Annotated in this window: 21 protein-coding genes; 16 read left to right on the forward strand and 5 right to left on the reverse strand. The window is 37.8% G+C overall.

Translation table 11 applies throughout. From position 1 onward, the window contains the following. Positions 1-62: 62 nt before the first annotated feature. The 4 genes from BD809_RS04545 to BD809_RS04560 all read left to right on the forward strand — a co-directional run bounded on the left by BD809_RS04545 (position 63) and on the right by BD809_RS04560 (position 1,794). The gene (locus BD809_RS04545) at positions 63-410 is read left to right on the forward strand and encodes a TM2 domain-containing protein (RefSeq protein ID WP_148781756.1); all 348 of its coding nucleotides are present in this window, start codon (positions 63-65) and stop codon (positions 408-410) included. Positions 411-493: 83 nt separating this feature from the next. Beyond that, a complete protein-coding gene (locus tag BD809_RS04550) occupies positions 494-817 on the forward strand; it encodes an ArsR/SmtB family transcription factor (RefSeq protein ID WP_148781757.1) in 324 nt (107 codons plus the stop codon). A 19-nt stretch (positions 818-836) separates the two neighbouring features. Then, positions 837-1,319, forward strand: a complete 483-nt coding sequence (locus BD809_RS04555; protein ID WP_148781758.1) for a DUF6428 family protein — start codon at positions 837-839, stop codon at positions 1,317-1,319. Positions 1,320-1,329: 10 nt separating this feature from the next. Then, the gene (locus tag BD809_RS04560) at positions 1,330-1,794 is read left to right on the forward strand and encodes a GNAT family N-acetyltransferase (RefSeq protein WP_317130850.1); all 465 of its coding nucleotides are present in this window, start codon (positions 1,330-1,332) and stop codon (positions 1,792-1,794) included. Between the two features lie 464 nt (positions 1,795-2,258). Here BD809_RS04560 and BD809_RS04565 read toward each other — a convergent pair whose 3' ends face one another. From BD809_RS04565 to BD809_RS04575, 3 genes are read right to left on the reverse strand one after another with little or no spacing between them, the layout of a single operon-like run. Beyond that, entirely contained in the window at positions 2,259-4,067 is a 1,809-nt protein-coding gene (locus tag BD809_RS04565) for a GNAT family N-acyltransferase (protein ID WP_148781759.1), read from the reverse strand. Between the two features lie 53 nt (positions 4,068-4,120). Then, complete coding sequence (locus tag BD809_RS04570; RefSeq protein WP_148781760.1) at positions 4,121-5,374, reverse strand: aspartate kinase; 1,254 nt, start codon at positions 5,372-5,374, stop codon at positions 4,121-4,123. Between the two features lie 9 nt (positions 5,375-5,383). After that, positions 5,384-5,872 (reverse strand): GNAT family N-acetyltransferase, encoded by a 489-nt coding sequence (locus BD809_RS04575; protein ID WP_148781761.1) that lies wholly within the window; start codon positions 5,870-5,872, stop codon positions 5,384-5,386. A 163-nt stretch (positions 5,873-6,035) separates the two neighbouring features. On the opposite strand from BD809_RS04575, the gene fbp reads away from it, so the two are divergent. The 5 genes from fbp to BD809_RS04600 all read left to right on the forward strand — a co-directional run bounded on the left by fbp (position 6,036) and on the right by BD809_RS04600 (position 10,414). Continuing rightward, positions 6,036-7,037, forward strand: a complete 1,002-nt coding sequence (gene fbp / locus BD809_RS04580; RefSeq protein ID WP_148781762.1) for a class 1 fructose-bisphosphatase — start codon at positions 6,036-6,038, stop codon at positions 7,035-7,037. A 147-nt stretch (positions 7,038-7,184) separates the two neighbouring features. Then, entirely contained in the window at positions 7,185-7,544 is a 360-nt protein-coding gene (locus tag BD809_RS04585) for a fructose 1,6-bisphosphatase (RefSeq protein WP_148781763.1), read from the forward strand. Between the two features lie 19 nt (positions 7,545-7,563). Continuing rightward, complete coding sequence (locus BD809_RS04590; protein ID WP_148781764.1) at positions 7,564-8,388, forward strand: cell envelope biogenesis protein OmpA; 825 nt, start codon at positions 7,564-7,566, stop codon at positions 8,386-8,388. Further along, the gene (locus BD809_RS04595) at positions 8,375-8,866 is read left to right on the forward strand and encodes a Rab family GTPase (protein WP_148781765.1); all 492 of its coding nucleotides are present in this window, start codon (positions 8,375-8,377) and stop codon (positions 8,864-8,866) included. The genes BD809_RS04590 and BD809_RS04595 overlap by 14 nt, the downstream gene beginning before the upstream one ends. 3 nt (positions 8,867-8,869) lie before the next feature. Then, positions 8,870-10,414 (forward strand): response regulator, encoded by a 1,545-nt coding sequence (locus tag BD809_RS04600; RefSeq protein ID WP_148781766.1) that lies wholly within the window; start codon positions 8,870-8,872, stop codon positions 10,412-10,414. Positions 10,415-10,452: 38 nt separating this feature from the next. Here BD809_RS04600 and BD809_RS04605 read toward each other — a convergent pair whose 3' ends face one another. Then, complete coding sequence (locus BD809_RS04605; RefSeq protein ID WP_148781767.1) at positions 10,453-10,884, reverse strand: tellurite resistance TerB family protein; 432 nt, start codon at positions 10,882-10,884, stop codon at positions 10,453-10,455. Positions 10,885-11,157: 273 nt separating this feature from the next. Here BD809_RS04605 and BD809_RS04610 point away from each other — a divergent pair, with 273 nt between their 5' ends. From BD809_RS04610 to BD809_RS04640, 7 genes are all read left to right on the forward strand, one after another. After that, positions 11,158-12,183 carry a ligase-associated DNA damage response exonuclease gene (locus BD809_RS04610; RefSeq protein ID WP_148781768.1) on the forward strand — a complete coding sequence of 342 codons (1,026 nt, stop codon included), beginning with the start codon at positions 11,158-11,160 and terminating at the stop codon, positions 12,181-12,183. After that, entirely contained in the window at positions 12,180-13,787 is a 1,608-nt protein-coding gene (locus tag BD809_RS04615) for an ATP-dependent DNA ligase (RefSeq protein WP_148781769.1), read from the forward strand. Before BD809_RS04610 ends, BD809_RS04615 begins: the two co-directional genes overlap by 4 nt. After that, positions 13,784-16,261, forward strand: a complete 2,478-nt coding sequence (locus tag BD809_RS04620) for a ligase-associated DNA damage response DEXH box helicase (RefSeq protein ID WP_148781770.1) — start codon at positions 13,784-13,786, stop codon at positions 16,259-16,261. Before BD809_RS04615 ends, BD809_RS04620 begins: the two co-directional genes overlap by 4 nt. 34 nt (positions 16,262-16,295) lie before the next feature. Continuing rightward, a complete protein-coding gene (locus tag BD809_RS04625) occupies positions 16,296-16,529 on the forward strand; it encodes a hypothetical protein (RefSeq protein WP_148781771.1) in 234 nt (77 codons plus the stop codon). Further along, a complete protein-coding gene (locus tag BD809_RS04630) occupies positions 16,514-16,807 on the forward strand; it encodes a type II toxin-antitoxin system RelE/ParE family toxin (RefSeq protein WP_148781772.1) in 294 nt (97 codons plus the stop codon). The genes BD809_RS04625 and BD809_RS04630 overlap by 16 nt, the downstream gene beginning before the upstream one ends. Positions 16,808-16,815: 8 nt before the next feature. Next, a complete protein-coding gene (gene pdeM / locus BD809_RS04635; protein WP_148781773.1) occupies positions 16,816-17,454 on the forward strand; it encodes a ligase-associated DNA damage response endonuclease PdeM in 639 nt (212 codons plus the stop codon). A 91-nt stretch (positions 17,455-17,545) separates the two neighbouring features. Beyond that, positions 17,546-18,343 (forward strand): tryptophan-rich sensory protein, encoded by a 798-nt coding sequence (locus BD809_RS04640; protein WP_148781774.1) that lies wholly within the window; start codon positions 17,546-17,548, stop codon positions 18,341-18,343. Between the two features lie 321 nt (positions 18,344-18,664). Here BD809_RS04640 and BD809_RS04645 read toward each other — a convergent pair whose 3' ends face one another. Continuing rightward, positions 18,665-20,014 (reverse strand): dihydrolipoyl dehydrogenase family protein, encoded by a 1,350-nt coding sequence (locus tag BD809_RS04645; protein WP_148781775.1) that lies wholly within the window; start codon positions 20,012-20,014, stop codon positions 18,665-18,667. Between the last annotated feature and the right edge of the window lie 92 nt (positions 20,015-20,106).

The following is a 20,106-nucleotide window of genomic DNA, read 5'->3' on the forward strand; positions in this document are numbered from 1 at the left end:
TTTTCTGAAGTTTATTTATTCTTTAAAATTTCCTACCTTTAAATAATCTAATTATACACACCATGACTGACGACAAAAAAAACTTTGGAGATGATATCGAAAAAGGCGCAAAAGAGGTATTCGAAAGTGCTAAAAGAGCTGCGAATGAATTTTCGAACGAAGCAAAAAATACATTTGGCTCTGAGGAGAATAAAAAACTAATAGCAGGAATCCTAGCGATAGTACTTGGATGGACAGGCGTCCATAAATTTCTTCTCGGGTACACCAAAGAAGGTATAATTCAAATACTATTATCCTTTTTATGCGGTATTGGAGGTATTATTGGCTTAATTGAAGGTATAATCTATCTTACAAAATCTGACGAAGAGTTTTATCAAACGTATCAGATAGGCCGTAAACCCTGGTTCTAAACATAAAAAAACCGAAATAAAATACTTCGGTTTTTTTATTTCAAATTAATATCGTAATATTGCGATATTAAGATGATAAACAAATGGGAGTTACAAAATCACAAATTTTCGATAAGGAGCAAAACGAGCTTGCTCAACTTTTTAAAGTCTTAGGCCACCCTGCACGTATTGCCATATTACAATATATAAGTACTCAAAATGCCTGTATCTGTAATGATATTGTCGAAGAAATTGGTCTCGCTCAGGCCACAGTATCTCAGCATCTCAAAGAGTTGAAAAGTCTGGGGCTACTCCAAGGTGAAATCGAAGGAAAAAAAATGTGCTATTGTATCAACCTTGAAGTTTGGAATGACATTCAATTAAGACTTAATTCCTTTTTTATCACTACCAAAACGAACTGTTGTTAATTATTTAAATTATAGTATTATGAACACTTCAGATTTTTTAAGCTTATTAGCTGAACATCAGGAAAAAGAACTTTTATTCGAATACACCGAAGGGACGCTGGTGGGAACTAATTATCACATTACAGAGGTAAAGCATGTTATGGTTGATTCTGTTGATTGTGGAGCAGGAACTGATGCCTGGACAGAAACCGTCGTACAACTTTGGGAAAGTCCTTCAGAATTAGGAAAACCTGATTATATGACCGCCTTCAAAGCATTGGGCATTCTAAAAAAAGTTGGAACTATTAAACCATACATCCTAGAGGCGGAACTCAAAATTGAGTATGGAAATGCCAGATTTCATGCAACACAATTATACGTAAATTCTTTTGAGGTGAAGGAGAAACAACTGCTTCTGAAACTCTCCACGGTTCCAACTGATTGCAAAGCTAAAGAAGCGTGTGGTATCATAGAAAATACTATTCCTGAAGCTGCATGTTCTCCGGAGTCAGGTTGTTGTTAATTCCCATATCATGATGAACTTCTTGATACAACCTTTTGATCAAAACGACTGGCAAGATATTTCTAAAATATATAAAGAAGGAATCCGGACCGGGATAGCTACTTTTGAAACTGAAATTCCGACTTGGAAGCAATGGGATCAAAATCATTTGTCTTTCTGTCGTTTTAAAGCAATACACAATGAGCAAATATGGGGGTGGATTGCCTTATCTCCAAAATCAAAACGCGCGGTTTATAAAGGGGTTGCAGAAGTCAGTGTATATGTGGGTGCACAAGCACAAAATCGAAGGGTTGGTCGTTCTTTATTGAATCACCTCATTTCTGTCAGTGAGTCACACGGTATCTGGAGTTTACAGGCAAGCATATTTCCAGAAAATAAGGCTAGTCAGCATCTACACGCGAGCGCCGGTTTTAGAGTGATCGGAATTCGGAAAAAATCCCCAAATATCAAGGGAGTTGGAAGGATAATATTTTAATGGAACGTAGAAGCTCAAAAATTCACTGAATTAATTCACACAACAAAAATACTTTAGTGTATCGTGCAGGTAACTCCTGTAGAGGCTAGGTAACTGAGGGCTATTTGAGACATTTGCTGCGGAAACAACTGTTGTTCATAGCGCCGGTGTCAAAACTGGTGGGGTAAACCTAAGGCTGCCGCTATGGTAAAAAAAGATACTATAGGTAGCTCACGGTAAACGTTGCATCATCACGAAGAGTATCTAAATAAATCTTTTGATAATATTCTCACCACTTTTAAATATTCTAAAGAATACTGTTCTTTGTATCAGGAAAGGTTGCCCATCTGCATCATAAGTTTTTTGATCTATTCAAAGCTCAAGGAAACGACAATGAAATTCATGAAGCTTTTGTAAAAGCTAGAAATGAGATTAAAGCATAGTGCAAAGATTTCATTAAAAATGCTCATTTATTTGAACACCTCCTATTTATCTCCATTTTTGAAGTATTTTTCTTCGAGTTCTTCCTGAAATTCTTCCATAACAGGCTTAACAGTACTTTCAGGTAAATCGGCGATGCGTATATACATCAAACCATCTACTGCATTGTTGAACAAAGGATCTACATTAAAAGCAACTACTTTTGCATTTTGCTTAATATATTTTTTTATCAATACAGGAATACGAAGGCTTCCCGGCTCAACTTCGTCGATAATTTTATCAAACTTATTTAAGTCACTTCTACTTTCATCAAAAACAAAGTCCTTATCTGCATCCTTTAGTTTTACCTTAAATTCTTTTTTAGGACGCACATATTGTGCAACATAGGGATCATAATAATGCGATTTCATAAACTCAATCATCAGAGATTTTGAAAAGTTACTGAACTTATTACTGATACTTACGCCTCCTATCAAATACTTGTGCTCAGGAAAACGCAAAGTACAATGAACAATTCCTTTCCATAGCAAGAACAGTGGCATAGGTCGCAACTGGTATTCCTTGATAATAAAAGCTCTACCCATCTCAATAGACTGACTCATCATTTTATAAAGCTCCGGTTCAAAACGAAACAGTTTTTGTAGATAAAAACCATCTATTCCATAGCTTGCAAAAATATCAGATCCCATACCCATACGATACGCTCCTGCAATTTTTTGCTCTTTATTATCCCACAAAAACATATGATGGTAATACTCATCAAACGGATCCAGGTCAATTGATTCGTTAGTCCCTTCACCTATTGCTCTAAAAGTAATTTCGCGTAAACGCCCAATCTCGTGTAAAACAGCCGGAATAAACTCCTTTTGAGCCAAGAACACTTCGTAATTTTTACTGATTAGCAATCGTTTGTCATTATCACGACAATATTGTAATTCAGATTCAATTTTTTCAGTTTCTCCTTGTCCTGCTATTTCTTTGGGCAATCGTGGTAGTTTCAGGTTTTGGGGAATTGATTCTCTGAGCGTTTTTTTCTGGTAGGGATTTGCCAACATATACGTTTTTTTACGCAAAAAATTGGTCAAATCTTCTAACTCAGGATATTCGTTTTGGTCATTTACCGAGATAGCATGACCAATTCTAACTTTAATAACTCTTTTTTCCTGTGAGAAAAGTTCACTAGGTAATTTTGCCGTTCTCAAAGTTCCATGAATCGCGGATAGTTTATAAAACAAACGGCTATTACGTGCATGAAAATATACAGGAACAACTGGAACTTTAGCTTTTTGAACCAATTTCATCACTGCGGGTTCCCATGGCCGATCTACAATACTTCTTCCGTCTTTATGTGTTGACACTTCCCCAGCGGGGAAAATACCTAATGGCTGTCCTGATTTTACATGCAAAATGGCATCTCTTAAACCGGAATAACTTGACTTTGCCTCTTTTCGATCCTCAAATGGATTTACAGGCATGATATATCGCTTAAGGGGAATAAAATTATGAAGTAAAAAATTAGCAATTATTCTATAGTCAGATCGATGCTCTAACATTAACTTGAGCAAAAGAATTCCATCCAATCCTCCAAGTGGATGATTTGACAACGTAATAAACGCCCCATCCTTTGGTATTCTTTTTAAGTCTTCTTCCGGGATGTCGTATGTAACATTGTATAATTTTAAAACAGCTTTCAAAAAAGCTTCTCCTTTGAGATGACTTATAGCAGCATATTGTCTGTTTACTTTGGATAACCGAGTAACTTTTAGGATAATCCATCCTATAAACGTCCCGATAAAACCCAGTTTATCCAATTGAAGCCCTTTGGCTACTTCTTTTGAGGTGATTATCGCCATTAATACTTTTTTCTGCAAAGGACAAATATAGGGAAATCATTCTATTGCCTTACCTACTGTTTAGCAACCATTTGATAGGTTTCCTTTGTCAATTGTTTTAGTAAAATATCCTTATTTTGTTCTAATCGAGTAATCGCATCTTGATCAAAATGTCGAATAGTGTATAATGCTACCTCTTTTTGGTAGCTCACCTTAAATTTTGCTTGCAATTGCTGAAGTAAAACTTCAAAAGAATTAAATTTATTATCCAAACATACCGAAAAACTTATTGCAGAGTTCTGAATCAAGTCCACTTTAAGCTGATGGGTGTGCAAAAGATTAAAAAGTTCACTTATATTATCTTCAACAATAAAACTGAAATCTCTAGCGGATAAGGATAATAAGATTTGATTTTTCTTTACAATATAACAGGGAACCATAGGGTCTAGCGGCGCTCCTTTTTTGACCGTAGTTCCGCTCCCGTTTGGTTTGAGAAATGATTTGACATATAACGGAATCTCTTTGCGCTGTAATGGTTGCAGTGTTTTGGGATGAATTACAGAAGCGCCATAAAAAGCTAATTCTATAGCCTCTTCATAGGATATATGAGAAAGTAGCCGAGTCGTTTCAAACACTCTGGGGTCTGCATTAAGTACTCCTGGTACATCTTTCCAAATGGTTACATTATCTGCACCAAGACAGTATGCCAGAATACTTGCCGTATAATCACTGCCTTCTCTGCCGAGTGTCGTAGTAAAATTGTTGGCGTCAGATGCTATAAACCCTTGCGTCAGATAACAGGTGTCTGGTGTCAATAGGGTATTAATCTTATCCTGCGTTTCTTGCCATTGCACTCCTGCATCCCGATACACCGAATCAGTCTTGATGAGTTCTCTCGCATCAATCCATTTGTTCGTATAACCGCTATAGTTCAAATATGCGCTTAGAATAGTTGAAGAAAGCAACTCTCCATATCCAATAATTTGATCGTAGATAAAATCATACTGTGTTGATTTATTCCTGGAAAGTGTCATCTGCATATCTTCAAATAAACTTTCAATTCCCGCTATTACTGAATTTCCATTTTGCTCAAAAAGATCGTCAATAATGCCAATATGATATCTTTTGAGATCATGAATCAGGGTTGCAAGTACCTTATCATGGTCCAGATATGCTTTCAGAATCAACTCGATCGCATTGGTAGTCTTTCCCATAGCAGAAATGACTATAACCAAAGGTTCGCCATTAAACATTGCTAATACTTTTACCACATTCTTTACCCCTTCTGCATCTTTGGTCGATGCTCCGCCAAACTTGAAGACTTTCATACCTAGAATTTAATCTGCAAATTTTTTAGACACAAACGCCTGCAAGCCTTTTTTATCCATTTGAGCTAAGTACCAATCTTTGAGCAATACAGCACCACTTTTTTTGTAAAAATCGATAGCCGTTTTGTTCCAGTCCAATACTACCCACTCTACTCTGCGTACGCCCTTAAAATCAGCAAATCGCATCACTTCGGTATACAATGCGCTACCTATGCCAGTGCCTCGCATTGACGAAGTTACAATAAGATCCTCAAGATGAATTGAGCGCCCTTGCCAAGTAGAAAACCTGTAATAAAAGATGGCTGTTCCCACAATTTCGCCCTTCACTTCAGCTACAATACATTGAAAAAGCGGATGCTCTCCAAATCCTTCAGCTACTAATTCTTTTTCATCGATCTCTACAGCATTCGGTTCTTTTTCAAATGCAGCTAATTCACGAATTAGTTCCAAAACTTGACCCATATCTTCTGGAGTTGCATTGCGAATTGTAAAATCCATAGTCTAAATTTTTTCAAAGCTATAAAAACTTGGGTAATTATAAGCGCTTTGATCCACCTGATGTTATAAAACATAGCAGATTAAAAATTTAGTGTTTAATTTAGATTTCGAAAACGTTGTAGTTAGTCAAAAAATAATACTTTTGCCAAAAAGCAACACAACCATGTCCAGAAACAATCAAACGCTAGGAGAATTTATAATTGAAAACCAAAATGATTTTCCCTATGCAAGTGGTGAACTATCTCGACTCATAAACTCCATTCGACTGGCCGCAAAAATGGTAAATCACGAAGTGAACAAGGCTGGATTAGTTGATATTACCGGGGCGATCGGAGAGACTAATGTACAGGGAGAGGATCAACAAAAACTAGATGTGCTGGCAAATGAAACATTTATCAACACCCTAACTAACCGAGAGATTGTTTGTGGTATTGCTTCTGAAGAAAACGATGATTTTATTACTATTAAGGGTCAAAAAAATGATCACCGTAATAATTATGTGGTGCTTATGGATCCACTTGATGGAAGCTCCAATATTGACGTCAATGTATCAGTAGGTACTATTTTTTCGGTGTACAGGAGAATTACACCTACAGGAACGCCTGTAACATTAGAAGATTTCTTGCAACCCGGAAATTTACAGGTAGCAGCAGGGTACATCATTTATGGTACTTCGACAATGCTTGTCTACACTACCGGTCACGGTGTCAATGGATTCACCTTAAACCCGGCACTTGGAACATATTATCTATCTCATCCCAATATGAGATTTCCTGAAGACGGACAAATTTATTCGGTTAATGAGGGTAATTATGTGCATTTTCCACAAGGAATAAAAGATTACATCAAATATTGTCAGGAAGAAAAGGATGATCGTCCTTACACTTCGCGTTATATAGGTTCGCTTGTGAGTGATATTCATCGCAATATGATTAAAGGAGGTATTTATATGTACCCGAGCACCTCTAAATCGCCTAAAGGAAAACTCAGACTCTTATACGAATGTAATCCGATGGCGTTTATTGCTGAGCAAGCAGGTGGTAAAGCAAGTGATGGTGTAAGACGTATTATGGACATTAAGCCAACCGAACTTCATGAACGTACTCCTTTTGTTTGTGGAAGTAAAAATATGGTAGACAAAGTAGAGTCCTTTATGAAAAAGTAAATTGAGCTTTACTTTTTTATATGGATTGCAACTTATTTTCAAAAGCATCTAGTAATTATACAAGTGTTTATCTATTCACGCCTTGTTTTTAAAATTTTATAGCTAATTTTACAAGAAGCGTATTGAAAAACCTAAAAACCATCACACATGGCTAAAGAAAATAAAGCTATCGAATCTCCCCAGAATGAAACTGATGCTGCGACTTCAAAAATTGAAGCTATAAAAAATCTCATCTTCGGGGAGAATATTGTAGCTTATGACTCTGAGTTTGATGCAGTAAAAAAAGACATACTTACTAAAAGGAAAGAGTTAGAGGATCTAGTTCAGGATACTCGCAAAGAGCTACTACAGGCTATTGATAACTTGAGTACTGATGTCAATATCAGAATTACAGATCTCGAAGATACACTCGCCGACAATATAGCTACTTTGGAGTCCAAAAAAGTGGATAAAAAAACACTTGGTGATTTGTTGATTGCTATGGGAGAGAAAATTAATCAAAAATAATATAACTTTATCCGCTAATATGGACGAGCAGGATAAATTAATACTCTTAAAAAAACTTCTTCTCACAGAGGAGAATGAGTTTGCTCAGTCTATAGCCAAAAAAGTAGAGGAGCTCAATACGATTGTCCACAAAAAAAACGAACTTTCTAACAAAGTAGATCCAATCATAGATGATAAGTTGGAAGAATTTGTAAAAGAAATTCCAAAAACTCTGGGGCCAACCATAACCGAAGCGCTTAAGGAAGAAATAAAAAATTCACAAGACGCCGTGGTGGATGCCCTTTTTCCTATTATCGGAAAAATGATTAAGAAATATATTGCTCACGAAATGAAATTACTGAGCGAGAATATTAGCAACAGAACCAAAAGCGCATTTTCATTTAAAAAATGGCTCCGAAATACGAAAGCAAAAGCTAGCGGAGTCAAATCCGGAGATATGGCGATTTCTGATTACGGTAAGCCCAAACTCATACAGATGTTTGTTATTGAAAAGGAATCTGGTTTACTAATAGCAGAATACAGTCCGTTATCACAGGGAACAATAGACAAAGAAATGATTGCCGGTATGCTTACCGCAATCAAAAGTTTCGTTGAAGATGCTTTTCAGGGAGGTGATCAAAACCTGGAAATGATAGAATACGAACTTCACACCATTCATATCCAAAATTTCTACTCTTACTATATAGCAGCTGTAATTGCCGGCTCATATAGTATGATGTTCAAAGAAATTCTCGAAGATCAAATACTGGATTTCGCACAACATCACATCTCCAGAAAAGATTTAGAAGACAGTACACTCTTTACCAAAAAACTAAAAAAACATTTTGCAGATGACATCGTCTAAAAAAGTAGTGCTCCTAGGGCATTTCGGAGTAGGTAAAACCTCGTTATTTCGACGGTTTATTGACAATGCTTTCTCAGAAGACTATAAAGTAACATTGGGAGTCCAGATTAAGAAAAAAGTGGTCGAATTGCCTAATGGAAAAGAGCTTTCTATGATTATTTGGGATACCGAAGGTCATACAGATATCGAAGATACCCGCAAATCTTATTTATTAGGCTCTCATGCTTTTATTTATGTTTTTGATAGCACTAGAGAAGAGACATACAAAAATATAAACGAAGATTTAGCGTACCTGACTAACATCCATTCTAAGGTATTGATCAAAGTAATCGGTAACAAAATTGACCTGATCAAAGAAAAGACAGCAAAAGATCAACTCAAAGCATTAAATATTAATGTTGATTGCTTTACAAGTGCCAAAACAAATAAGAATGTTCATGAATTTTTCTTAGATCTTGCTAACGAACTAACGTCTTAACATATGAAATCACAGGAAGAAGCTAGACCTTTTCATCAAAAAACACAGCATATTTCTATACAGTATGACGGGACAATTACCTTTACTGAAGGTGCACTGTTCAAACTCAAAAAAGGTATGTCGCTTTTTGAAATGCATCCTTTTTTTGAAATTATACCCAGTCTAATTGACGAGCACAAGAATACAAAGACCTCTGTAGATCATAATTTTGCGTGTATCCACTTAAACGATGACGATATAGAAAGAATCTGTGATGTTACCTTAACTATATCTTCGTATGGTATTGAAGTTCTGATTTTTGATTATACTCAAAAATACAGCGAACTGCATACGGTAGCACAACAAAAAAATGAATCTATTCTACTAGCGCGCGCACTGGAATTGAGAAATAAGTATCTTTTAGAAAAAGAAGAGTTTAAAAATAGCTTCATTGCAAATATTAATCACGAAATCAGAACACCTCTTACCGCTATTCTGGGTTTTGTCGAAATATTAGAGAAAACCAAATTGGATTTTGAGCAAGAAGAATTAGCTCGAATTATTAAACGAGAAAGCCTTCACCTCAATGCATTGATTGATGACATGATCGATATTTCGAACATTGAATCAGGCAAGCTTCGAGTAACCGAAGAACGTTTTTCTATAAAAGAATTGCTAAAAGGATTTGAAAAGACCTATAATAAAGTAGCTGAGAACAAAGGTCTTGCCTTTACAATGACTTATGAGGATTCAATAGCTGACTATGTAATTGGCGATACTACCAGAGTCTATCAAATTTTAAACAACCTGCTCAACAATGCTTTTAAATTTACAGAAACTGGAAAAGTGACCTTGACCGCTTCTAAAAATTATCAACGAGGTAATAAAACTAGTATAAGTTTTAAGATTGAAGATACAGGTTTAGGTATCATTCCGGAGAATTTAGATGCTGTTTTTGACCGTTTCTCACGGTTTAATCAAGATAAAAAAATTGCGGGTACCGGTTTGGGGTTAGCCATTGTAAAAAATCTAATTGATCTATTACAAGGTGATATAAAAGTGACCAGTGAAGTAGACAAAGGTTCTATATTTTCACTCAAATTACCATTTGGCATTGAGATCGGTTCAAAAAGTCCGGAGCGCAAGAAAAAAACTTACACATTACCTAAACGAGATAAAAAATTTAGAATATTAGTGGTAGAAGACGAAGAATCCACACAGTATCTGGTAATGAAATTACTTATCAAAGAGGGTGATTTTTTTGTGGATGTAGCGATGAATGGAGAAATGGCTATTAATTTTGTCGAAAAAAGAGCCTATGATCTTATTTTGATGGATCTACAATTGCCTACCATAGACGGTTATAAAATAACCAAACAGATACGCACTAAATATGGAGACAAAGTAATTGCAGAAGTTCCAATCATTGGGTTTACTGCTAATTCTAAAGAGGGCGAACGGGAACGTTGTCTTAAAGCCGGGATGGATGATTTTATCACGAAACCTTTTGAACAACAAGATCTACTCTATAAAATCACAAAACAGATCGCAAAAAAAGCCGCCCAATAGGCAGCTTATCATTATAAATTTTATATACCGTAATCGTATTAACGATTCATTGTTTTAATTTCTTCGGTAAAGGTATCGTTGTCAACTCCCTGTTCTACCAGACTAAGAGCCTTATCTACAACATACTTTACATTATCTGACTTAAAACCAAGTCCAACACATAATTTCTCTAACAATACTACCTGATTTTCACCTTTGATATGATCAGCATATACCATACGCGCTAAATCATATAAACGCTCTAAACGCACATCATAACTTGATGGTGGATTAATAGGGTGCTTCGCATAATCTTTTAATATTTCACGATAATCATTTTCAGAAATGTCCAGATTTCTAGCTAATCTATCCAAAAAGGCTTTTTCATCATCAGTTATTACATTATCGCTCATGGCGACTCTTACGATAGAAGCAAAATGATCCTGATTTCTTTTCTGAAATCCGCTATCAAATAAATCAGATATAGACATTGTAGTAGTTGTTTAATTTTCCGCAAATATAAGTAAACTACCCACCTTTTAAAATTTAATTATTTTGTTTTTATACGAACTAGAATGAATATATAAACTTAGCGCCATTACAACCTCATGTTACAGCTTGAGGCTGCCCTGAATTCAACAACATATAAAGAAGTATTAAAGTTGTTTAAAAATCTCTTTTTCAGGTTAATCTTTTGCTAAACACTTTCTCTAACCCTTACACATTCAGTATTTTCAATATTCAATCAACACTAAGGTGTTCCTATGAAAAAACCCTTACTTCAATTTACCGAAAAAGGCATCTATTGTGATGCTGCAAAGGTCTATTTGGATCCCTGGAAACCCGTGGATCATGCAATTATTTCTCATGGTCATGCAGACCACAGTCGCTGGGGTCATAAAAAATATATTACCCACCACACCAACGTGCCCATCATAAAGCACAGACTTGGTGATATCAATGTAAGCGGAAGAGCTTTTAACGAGCCTTTTATGATTAACAATGTAAAATTCAGCCTACATCCGGCGGGTCATATTATCGGAAGCTCGCAAATACGGGTTGAGCATCAGGGAGAAGTTTGGGTTTTTACCGGAGATTATAAAACTGAAGATGATGGTATTGCAGTTCCTTTTGAACCGATAAGGTGTCATACCTTTATCACCGAATGCACATTTGGACTTCCTGCATTTAAGTGGACGCCCCAAGATGAAGTTATGCATAACATCAATACCTGGTGGTTACAAAACCAAGCCGAAGGTAAAACCTCCATCCTTTTTGGCTATTCACTTGGGAAGGCTCAGCGGCTATTAAAATACCTAGATCCGTCAATTGGTAAAATATATACCCACGGGGCGATAGAAAACATGACTGAAGTGATTCGACCCATGATTGATTTTCCTGTAACGACCCGTATAACCCGTGAAACTAAAAAAGAAGAACTCTTAGGAAATATCGTTTTAGCGCCACCAAGTGCCCATGGGAGTACGTGGATTCGAAAAATGGTTCCTTATGTCACTGCATCAGCGAGTGGCTGGATGGCTTTTCGCGGAGCTCGCAGAAGACGTGCCATTGACAAAGGTTTTGTATTATCCGATCATTGTGATTGGCATAGTCTGTTAACTGCTATAGAAGCTACGGGAGCTACCAAAGTAATTACCACGCATGGGTATACAGATATATTCTCGCGATATTTAAGAACTATCGGATATGACGCTCGAACAGAAAAAACACAATACGAAGGCGAATTGGCTGAAATGGAGAGCAAATCTGAAACCGAAGCTGCCGTATGAAAAACTTTGCCGATCTAATCAAAACGCTCGATAGTACGAACAAAACAACTTTAAAAGTAGCCGCTTTAGCTAATTACTTTAAAAAAGCTTCTGATCAAGATAAAGTTTGGACTATAGCTATTCTATCGCATCGTCGTCCACCCAGACCGGTAAACACTACCTTGTTGCGAGCTTGGGCCTCAGAATTAGCCAACATTCCGCTGTGGTTATTTGAAGAATCCTATCATATTGTTGGCGACTTGGCCGAGACCATTGCACTGGTGATTCCGCCCTCCACACAAACCTCAGAAAAAAGTCTTACACAGTTTCTTGAAGAAATTTTAGCGCTAAAAAAGAAAAGCGAAGAAGAAAAGAAGGAATATCTTTTTGATAACTGGACAAACCTAAATTATTACGAACGCTTTGTCTTTACAAAACTCATTACCGGCAGCTTTAGAATTGGCGTAAGTCAGAAACTGATGACACGAGCACTATCGCAAGCAACTGCCATAGACGAGGATATCCTGGCGTACAAATTGATGGGAAGCTGGGATCCCAATACTATTAGCTATCATGATTTAATTTTAGAAGAAAAAGATGCCGATTTCCTTTCTAAACCGTACCCGTTTTACCTTGCTTATGCTGTTGAAGATAAAGCAAAAAACCTTGGGCCAATTTCCGATTGGTATGGAGAGCATAAATGGGACGGTATCCGCTCTCAGGTGATTATTAGGAATGGGGAACTCTTTGTTTGGAGTCGCGGTGAAGAATTAGTAACTGATAAATATCCGGAATTTGAATCCTTTGTAGGGGTGATTCCTGATGGCACCGTATTGGATGGCGAAATATTACCGTTTCCGGAAGGGAACATAGGAACTTTTAATGATTTACAGACACGAATTGGCAGAAAGACAGTATCCAAAGCACTTTTGGCAAAAACTCCGGTAATTCTAAAGGCCTACGATATATTGGAATGGGAGGGGAAGGATATCAGACAACAGTCGTTTGAAGCGCGTAGAACTATCTTAGAATCATTGTATAAAAAAGTGAAAATAATCGAGTCTGAGAATAGTGCTATTCCTCTACATTTATCACAAACGATATCTTTTGACTCATGGGAAGCGGCAGCCTCAGAACGCGAACGCTCTCGAGAGGTAAAATCTGAAGGTTTAATGCTAAAACGAAAAGATTCTCCTTATTTAGTTGGCCGAAAAAAAGGGGATTGGTGGAAATGGAAGGTGGATCCACTAACCATTGATGCGGTACTTACCTACGCTATGCGTGGCCATGGTCGTCGATCCAACCTGTTCACCGACTACACCTTTGGTCTTTGGAATGAAGACAAAACAGAGTTGGTAACGTTTGCCAAAGCCTATTCAGGTCTTACAGATGCAGAATTCAGGAAGGTAGATCGTTTTATAAAATCCAATACCATAGAACGCTTTGGTCCGGTGCGCAGTGTTACTCCGCAACTCGTATTCGAAATCGCATTTGAAGGAATTGCATTATCAAAACGACATAAAAGTGGTGTAGCTACCCGATTTCCTCGAATTCTAAGGTGGCGACAGGATAAGAAAATCGAAGAAGCCAATAGTTTGGAGGATCTTAAAGAATTGATTATATGAATCGTAAAGAACTCCTTACTATTGCAGAAACTTGGTTTTCTGATCAGGGATGGGAACCTTTTCCCTTTCAAAAACAAAGCTGGAACGCTTTTTTGAGTGGTAAACATGGATTATTAAACGCACCCACCGGCAGTGGTAAAACTTATGCACTCTGGTTTCCTGTTGTTCTTAACTACATCAAAAATAATCCAGACTATAAAAAAAACCATCCCAAAGGCCTTAAAGCTATTTGGATCACGCCGCTGCGGGCACTTTCTCAAGAAATCAAACAAGCGGCAGAACGTGTAGCTCAAGATTTAGGCACACAACTCACCGTAGGTATCCGCTCCGGAGACACCTCCCAAAAAGAACGGGCTGCACAAAAACGAAAGATGCCCGATTTATTGATTACAACTCCAGAAAGTTTACAACTTTTGCTAGCCTCCAAAGGGTATGATAAAACTTTTAAAGATTGCTCAGCGATTATTATTGACGAATGGCATGAACTTCTAGGAACCAAAAGAGGGGTTCAAATAGAATTAGCTTTATCCCGGCTAAAAGCAATTACCTCAACCATGAGAATTTGGGGGATTTCGGCCACCATTGGTAATCTCGAACAGGCTAAAGAAGTATTGCTAGGTTATAATACACCTGCTTTGGAGAATTCTGTGCTTATCCGCGCAAATTTAAAAAAGAAAATTGTTGTAAAAAGTATCATTCCCAAAGAAATGGAAACCTTTCCCTGGCGAGGGCATCTGGGAATTCATTTGCTGGATGATGTGATCCCGATTATTAAGAATAGTCGCACCACCCTACTCTTTACGAATACGCGAAGTCAATGCGAAATCTGGTTTCAGAGAATTTTAGAAAAATATCCGGAGTTTGCCGGAGAGATGGCGATGCACCATGGGAGTATCAATAAAGAAACACGACTCTGGGTAGAGTCCGCGATACGTAATGAAACACTTAAAGCCGTCGTCTGTACCTCCAGTCTTGATTTGGGCGTAGACTTTGCACCGGTAGAAACCATTGTTCAAATTGGAGGTCCCAAAGGGGTCGCTCGTTTTTTACAACGGGCAGGACGTAGTGGCCACCAACCGGGTAAAGTTAGTTTGATCTATTTTTTACCAACCCATGCTATTGAACTAATTGAGGCTTCTGCTTTACAAAAAGCCGTTAAACAAAACGCCGTCGAAGATCGTATTCCACATCTTAACAGTTTTGATGTACTGATTCAGTATTTGGTTACACTGGCCGTTTCTGATGGCTTTTATCCTAAAGAAATTTTTGAAGAAGTCCGCCAAACGTTCTGTTTCCAGATGCTCACGGAGGATCAGTGGGGATGGGTACTCAATTTTATAACACTGGGGAGTCAGTCCTTACAAACGTATGATGAATATAAGCGTGTCGAAGTGGAGGAGGACGGAAAATTTAAAGTGAATAACCGTGGCGTAGCCATGCGGCATCGTTTGCAGATAGGCACTATTGTTGGTGATGCAGCGCTGACTGTCAAATATCAGACCGGTGGCTATATTGGTACGATAGAAGAGTTTTTTATCTCTAAGCTCACGCGCGGAGATGTTTTTACCTTCGCCGGGCGTAATCTTGAGTTCATTCGCATTAAAAATATGCAAGTGCATGTTCGCAATTCAACCAAAAAAACAAATCGTGTCCCCAGTTGGTCGGGGGGGCGTATGACCTTTTCGGCACAAATGAGTGAATTGTTACGTGAGGAATTATATCGCGTGAGTTCAGAAGCAGCGGGTGAAACCCTCCCCTTGTCCAAAGAGCTCAAAGCGTTGGCGCCAGTATTTGAAAGACAACGTAGAGAAAGTATCATCCCCGGACCGGGACAATTTTTGAGTGAAACCTTTAAAACCAGAGAGGGCTATCATCATATTTTTTATCCTTTTGAGGGACGTTTTGTTCACGAAGCCATGGGAAGTCTCCTCGCGTATCGTATAAGCTTACTGTTTCCGGTTACTTTTTCTATCGCATTCAACGACTATGGATTCGAGTTACTATCAGACCAACCGGTGGATATGCAGGAGGTGATTGATAACAACCTGTTCTCTTCAGAATATTTAAAGCAAGATCTGCAAAAAAGTCTCAACGCAACGGAAATGGCACGACGTAAATTTAGAGATATCGCTGTGATTGCCGGCTTGGTGTTTACGGGCTATCCCAATAAAATGATCAAAATGAAACATTTACAATCCAATTCTCAATTATTGTTTGATGTCTTCAGAGATTATGAAGCTGATAATATGTTGTTTCAGCAAGCTTTTGTAGAAACTTTTGAACATCAGTTAGAAGAAGGTCGCCTGCATCTGGCTATGGAGCGTATACAATCACAAGATATTGTTTGGAAAGCGTGCAAGAAAGCGACTCCTTTTTCCTTTCCGATTATTACAGATCGCTTACGCGAAAAATTATCCAGTGAAAAACTGGCGGATCGTATCAAAAAGATGACTGCAATCCTGCTGAAAAAGTAACTTTTCAATTTGTATCTTTGTAAAAAGTGTATTGATGAATATTTCTGAACTTCAAAATGATATTATTAAGCGTGTTCTAAGTCTGCAAGATGAGCAGACCTTGACCATGCTCAAAAAGATTTTGTCTAATTCTGCAGGAGAAACACCCTATACTTTATCTGATTTTGAAAATCAATTAGTGTCAGACAGTGTTTCAGCGTACAAAGCGGGAAATGTAGTGGATAATGATCAAGTCTTTAAAGATAATGATGCATGGCTAGAAAAGTAGTCTGGACATCAAAAGCGATCTCCATTTTTTACGAGATTTTGGCTTTCTATGTGCGCAGGAATCAATCCAAGACGTACAGCCGTAAACTTAATAAAGAGATCAATATTCTCGTTAAACAATTAGTAGAATTCCCTTACTTGGGAAGGGCGACAAATATTCCTGCTATACACGTACGAATTATTAAACATTATAAAATATTTTATCAAATTACTCCTTCAGAAATTATCATTCACTTAGTTTGGGATACCAGACAAGATCCATCTAAATTTCCCCATTAATTTTTATAATGCCAGATTCCCATAAAATTTTAAATAACACCTTTAGCTTTCATCCTTGTGGCGGATTATATTGGCATGAAACCGATATGTTACTTATTGCGGATGTGCATTTGGGTAAAGTTTCCCATTTCAGAAAGCATGGGAGTGCTGTGCCTCAAAAAGCTATCCAGAAGAATTTTGATCGTCTCGATGCTATTATTAAACAGTTTGATCCCGCAGTAATTACTTTTATGGGGGATTTATTTCATAGCAGCCTGAATAATGAATGGCATTTATTTGAAGGTTGGGTAGCAAAACATAGCAATCGTAAGATTATACTAATCGCTGGAAATCACGATATCATTTCGCCACTTAAGTACGAAACCTTACAGATTCACATCAGTGATGAATGGGCCATTGGTAATTTTTTGTTGACGCACCATCCCGAAACACGGGAGGGTTTCTTCAACTTATGTGGTCATATACATCCCGGTGTCAAATTGCAAGGGTTGGGTCGGCAAGTACTCAAACTCCCTTGTTATTTTAAAACGGCAGATCAAATGATTCTTCCTGCCTTTGGTGAATTTACAGGGCTTTATGTCCTCAATCCTGAAGAAACCGATGAGGTTTTTGCATTGACCAAAGACGATGTTATAAAGGTTAACTAGTGACCGATGTTAAACTCCTCACAATTCCTACTTCTGGATTGTGAATTAAAAAAGCTTCCTTAACTTTCTGTATTCTTATATATAGTATACTATGCAGAAAAAATTATCCATTCTTAATCTTATTTCAGTAGTACTCATTATTGCAGTGAACTATGCAGCACAGGTTTTAAGACTTAATAATACTACTATTGGAGAGCTTAGTCAACAATATGAAAATTTATTTACACCGGCAGGATACGCTTTTTCTATCTGGGGATTGATTTTCATCAGTTTATTAGCCTATGCTCTATTCCAGATACGCAGAGCATTTTTCAGTACAAAAAAGTCGGGCTTTATTATAGCTACAGGCTATTGGTTTTTTATTGCGAACCTGCTTAATGTAGCTTGGGTACTAGCTTTTACCTATGAATATACCGGAGTATCGGTTTTGATTATGTTTGGATTGCTTTTCTCGTTGCTTAAGATCATCCTTAGAACCAATATGGAGCGTTGGGATGCTCCCATTGAGATCATTGCACTCGTCTGGTGGCCAATTTGTTTGTATAGCGGCTGGATTGCCGTTGCTTCTATCGCCAATACCGCGGCGTATCTAGTTAAAATCGGTTGGAATGGTTTCGGCTTATCAGAAGTAACCTGGACGCTAATCATGATTATAGTCGCGGTATTGATCAACTTGTTTATGATTGTAACTCGTAATATGAGAGAGTTTGCGTTGGTGGATGTATGGGCATTGGTTGCAATTTATATGAAACAACACGAAGCCTATCCTTCTATTGGTACTGTAGCGCTTATTGGGACAATTGTATTAGCGTTGGCTGCTGCACTACATGGTATTAAAAATCATGAGACCAATCCCGGTAAAAAATTAATGGAGCGGTTGAAGGAATAGTATTCTAATCTTTGATATATTCAACAAACGATTATATTCACCTAAGCGTTACAATGTCACCTCGAGCGGAGTCGAGAGGTTGTTCACTAGTATTATGTCATGAATCCTGTTTCCTTGATTCCTGTTTCATTTCTGATCTACCAAGCAATACTTTTACACTTAACATTAATCATTTTGTGTTTTACATTCAAAAACACCCTTTCCGACTTCACTTCGTTCAGCCACCTTTCCCTTAAAAGGGCAAGAAGTTTTTATAGCAGAATATTTGAGAATGGTTATACCACTCGTCCCTAGTGGCTTCTAACTACGAGCTAAAGAACCTTACACCATATATTGAATATCTCCTCCCCAGCTTGGGTAAGTAAAAATCATCTCCTTTAATTTGGTCGTAGTAGTCCCTTGCTGAATCGCCATCATAAACAGGTTGATAACTTCGCCGGCTTCAGGACCGAGTAAATGGGCGCCGAGAATTTTGTCGGTATCGGTATCCACAATGGTTTTGTAGGCATAAAACTGTTCGTTGACACGTTTGGCATTATAAAACTTGGCTGCACTGCGATTAAGTACGGTCACATTGCTGTACTGTTTACGTGCTTCAGCTTCTGATAGCCCTACCGAGGCAATGTTAGGTAGTGTGAAAGCTACTGATGGTGTTATGGGAAAACGGGCTTTGGTCGAATTACCGTCCAAAATATTCTGTGCCACCACATCACCCTCATTTCCTGAGAAAGGTGTCAACGGCACTGCATGATCAGAAACATCACCGCAGGCATATACATTTTCATTGCTAGTGTTTTGTAAATAGGTGTCAACTTCGATTCCGTTATCATTATACGATACATTGCCTTTTTCCAATTCCAGTTCGCTGATAGAAGGAATTCTTCCCGTGGTATTAAATACAAGTTCGGCTCTAACGCTAGCTTCTTTGCCATCAACCGTATAGTGTACTCTTTTATTTTTTTGCAGTGCTTCAATGCGTTTTACGTTGGCATTAAAGATAAATTTGATTCCGATTTCCTCAGATACTTTGACCAGATAATCTACCATATCGTTGTCAAAAACCGACAACGGACGTGGGCCACGATCGATCACCGTTACCTCGACCCCAAACCGCGATGCCATATGCGCAAATTCCATCCCAATATAACCAGCTCCTATAAAAATCATACTATCGGGTAAACTATCCTGATTCAGGAAATCATCACTCAAAAGGGCAAGATCACCGCCCTCGATATCAAGAGGTCTTGGTATTAACCCTGTGGCAATCACTATTTTTTGTGCAGTCACTGTTTTCCCTTCTACAGACAAGGTCGTCTCGTTGATGAACTTGGGAGATTGATGAAAGAGCGTGATATTTTTATCTTTAAGATCATTTTCGGTTGCAGCAGGTACAGCGTCGGTAAATGTGCATTTAAATCGTTGCAGATCTTCCCAAGAGAGTGTCGGTAGCGTTACAACACCTTTATCCCTTAGTTTTGTAGCCGATCGCATGATCTCGGTAATCCCTAAAATTACTTTTTTAGGATCACAGCCGCGATTGGCGCAAGTTCCGCCATATTCTCTCCGATCCGCGATAGCGACTTTGAGTCCCTGATCAGCACAAGTTTCGGCCACTACCTGCCCTGCAATTCCACTACCTATTACAAAAACGTCAAACGCTTCATTTTTCATATACTCTGCATCTTATTTTGATTCAATATCTGCATTTATTACGAAGTATAATGGGGCTTTAAGCATACTTTAGCATTTGATAAGGTGAGTTT

Source organism: Aquimarina intermedia, from assembly GCF_008124785.1.
GTDB classification, from domain to species: domain Bacteria; phylum Bacteroidota; class Bacteroidia; order Flavobacteriales; family Flavobacteriaceae; genus Aquimarina; species Aquimarina intermedia.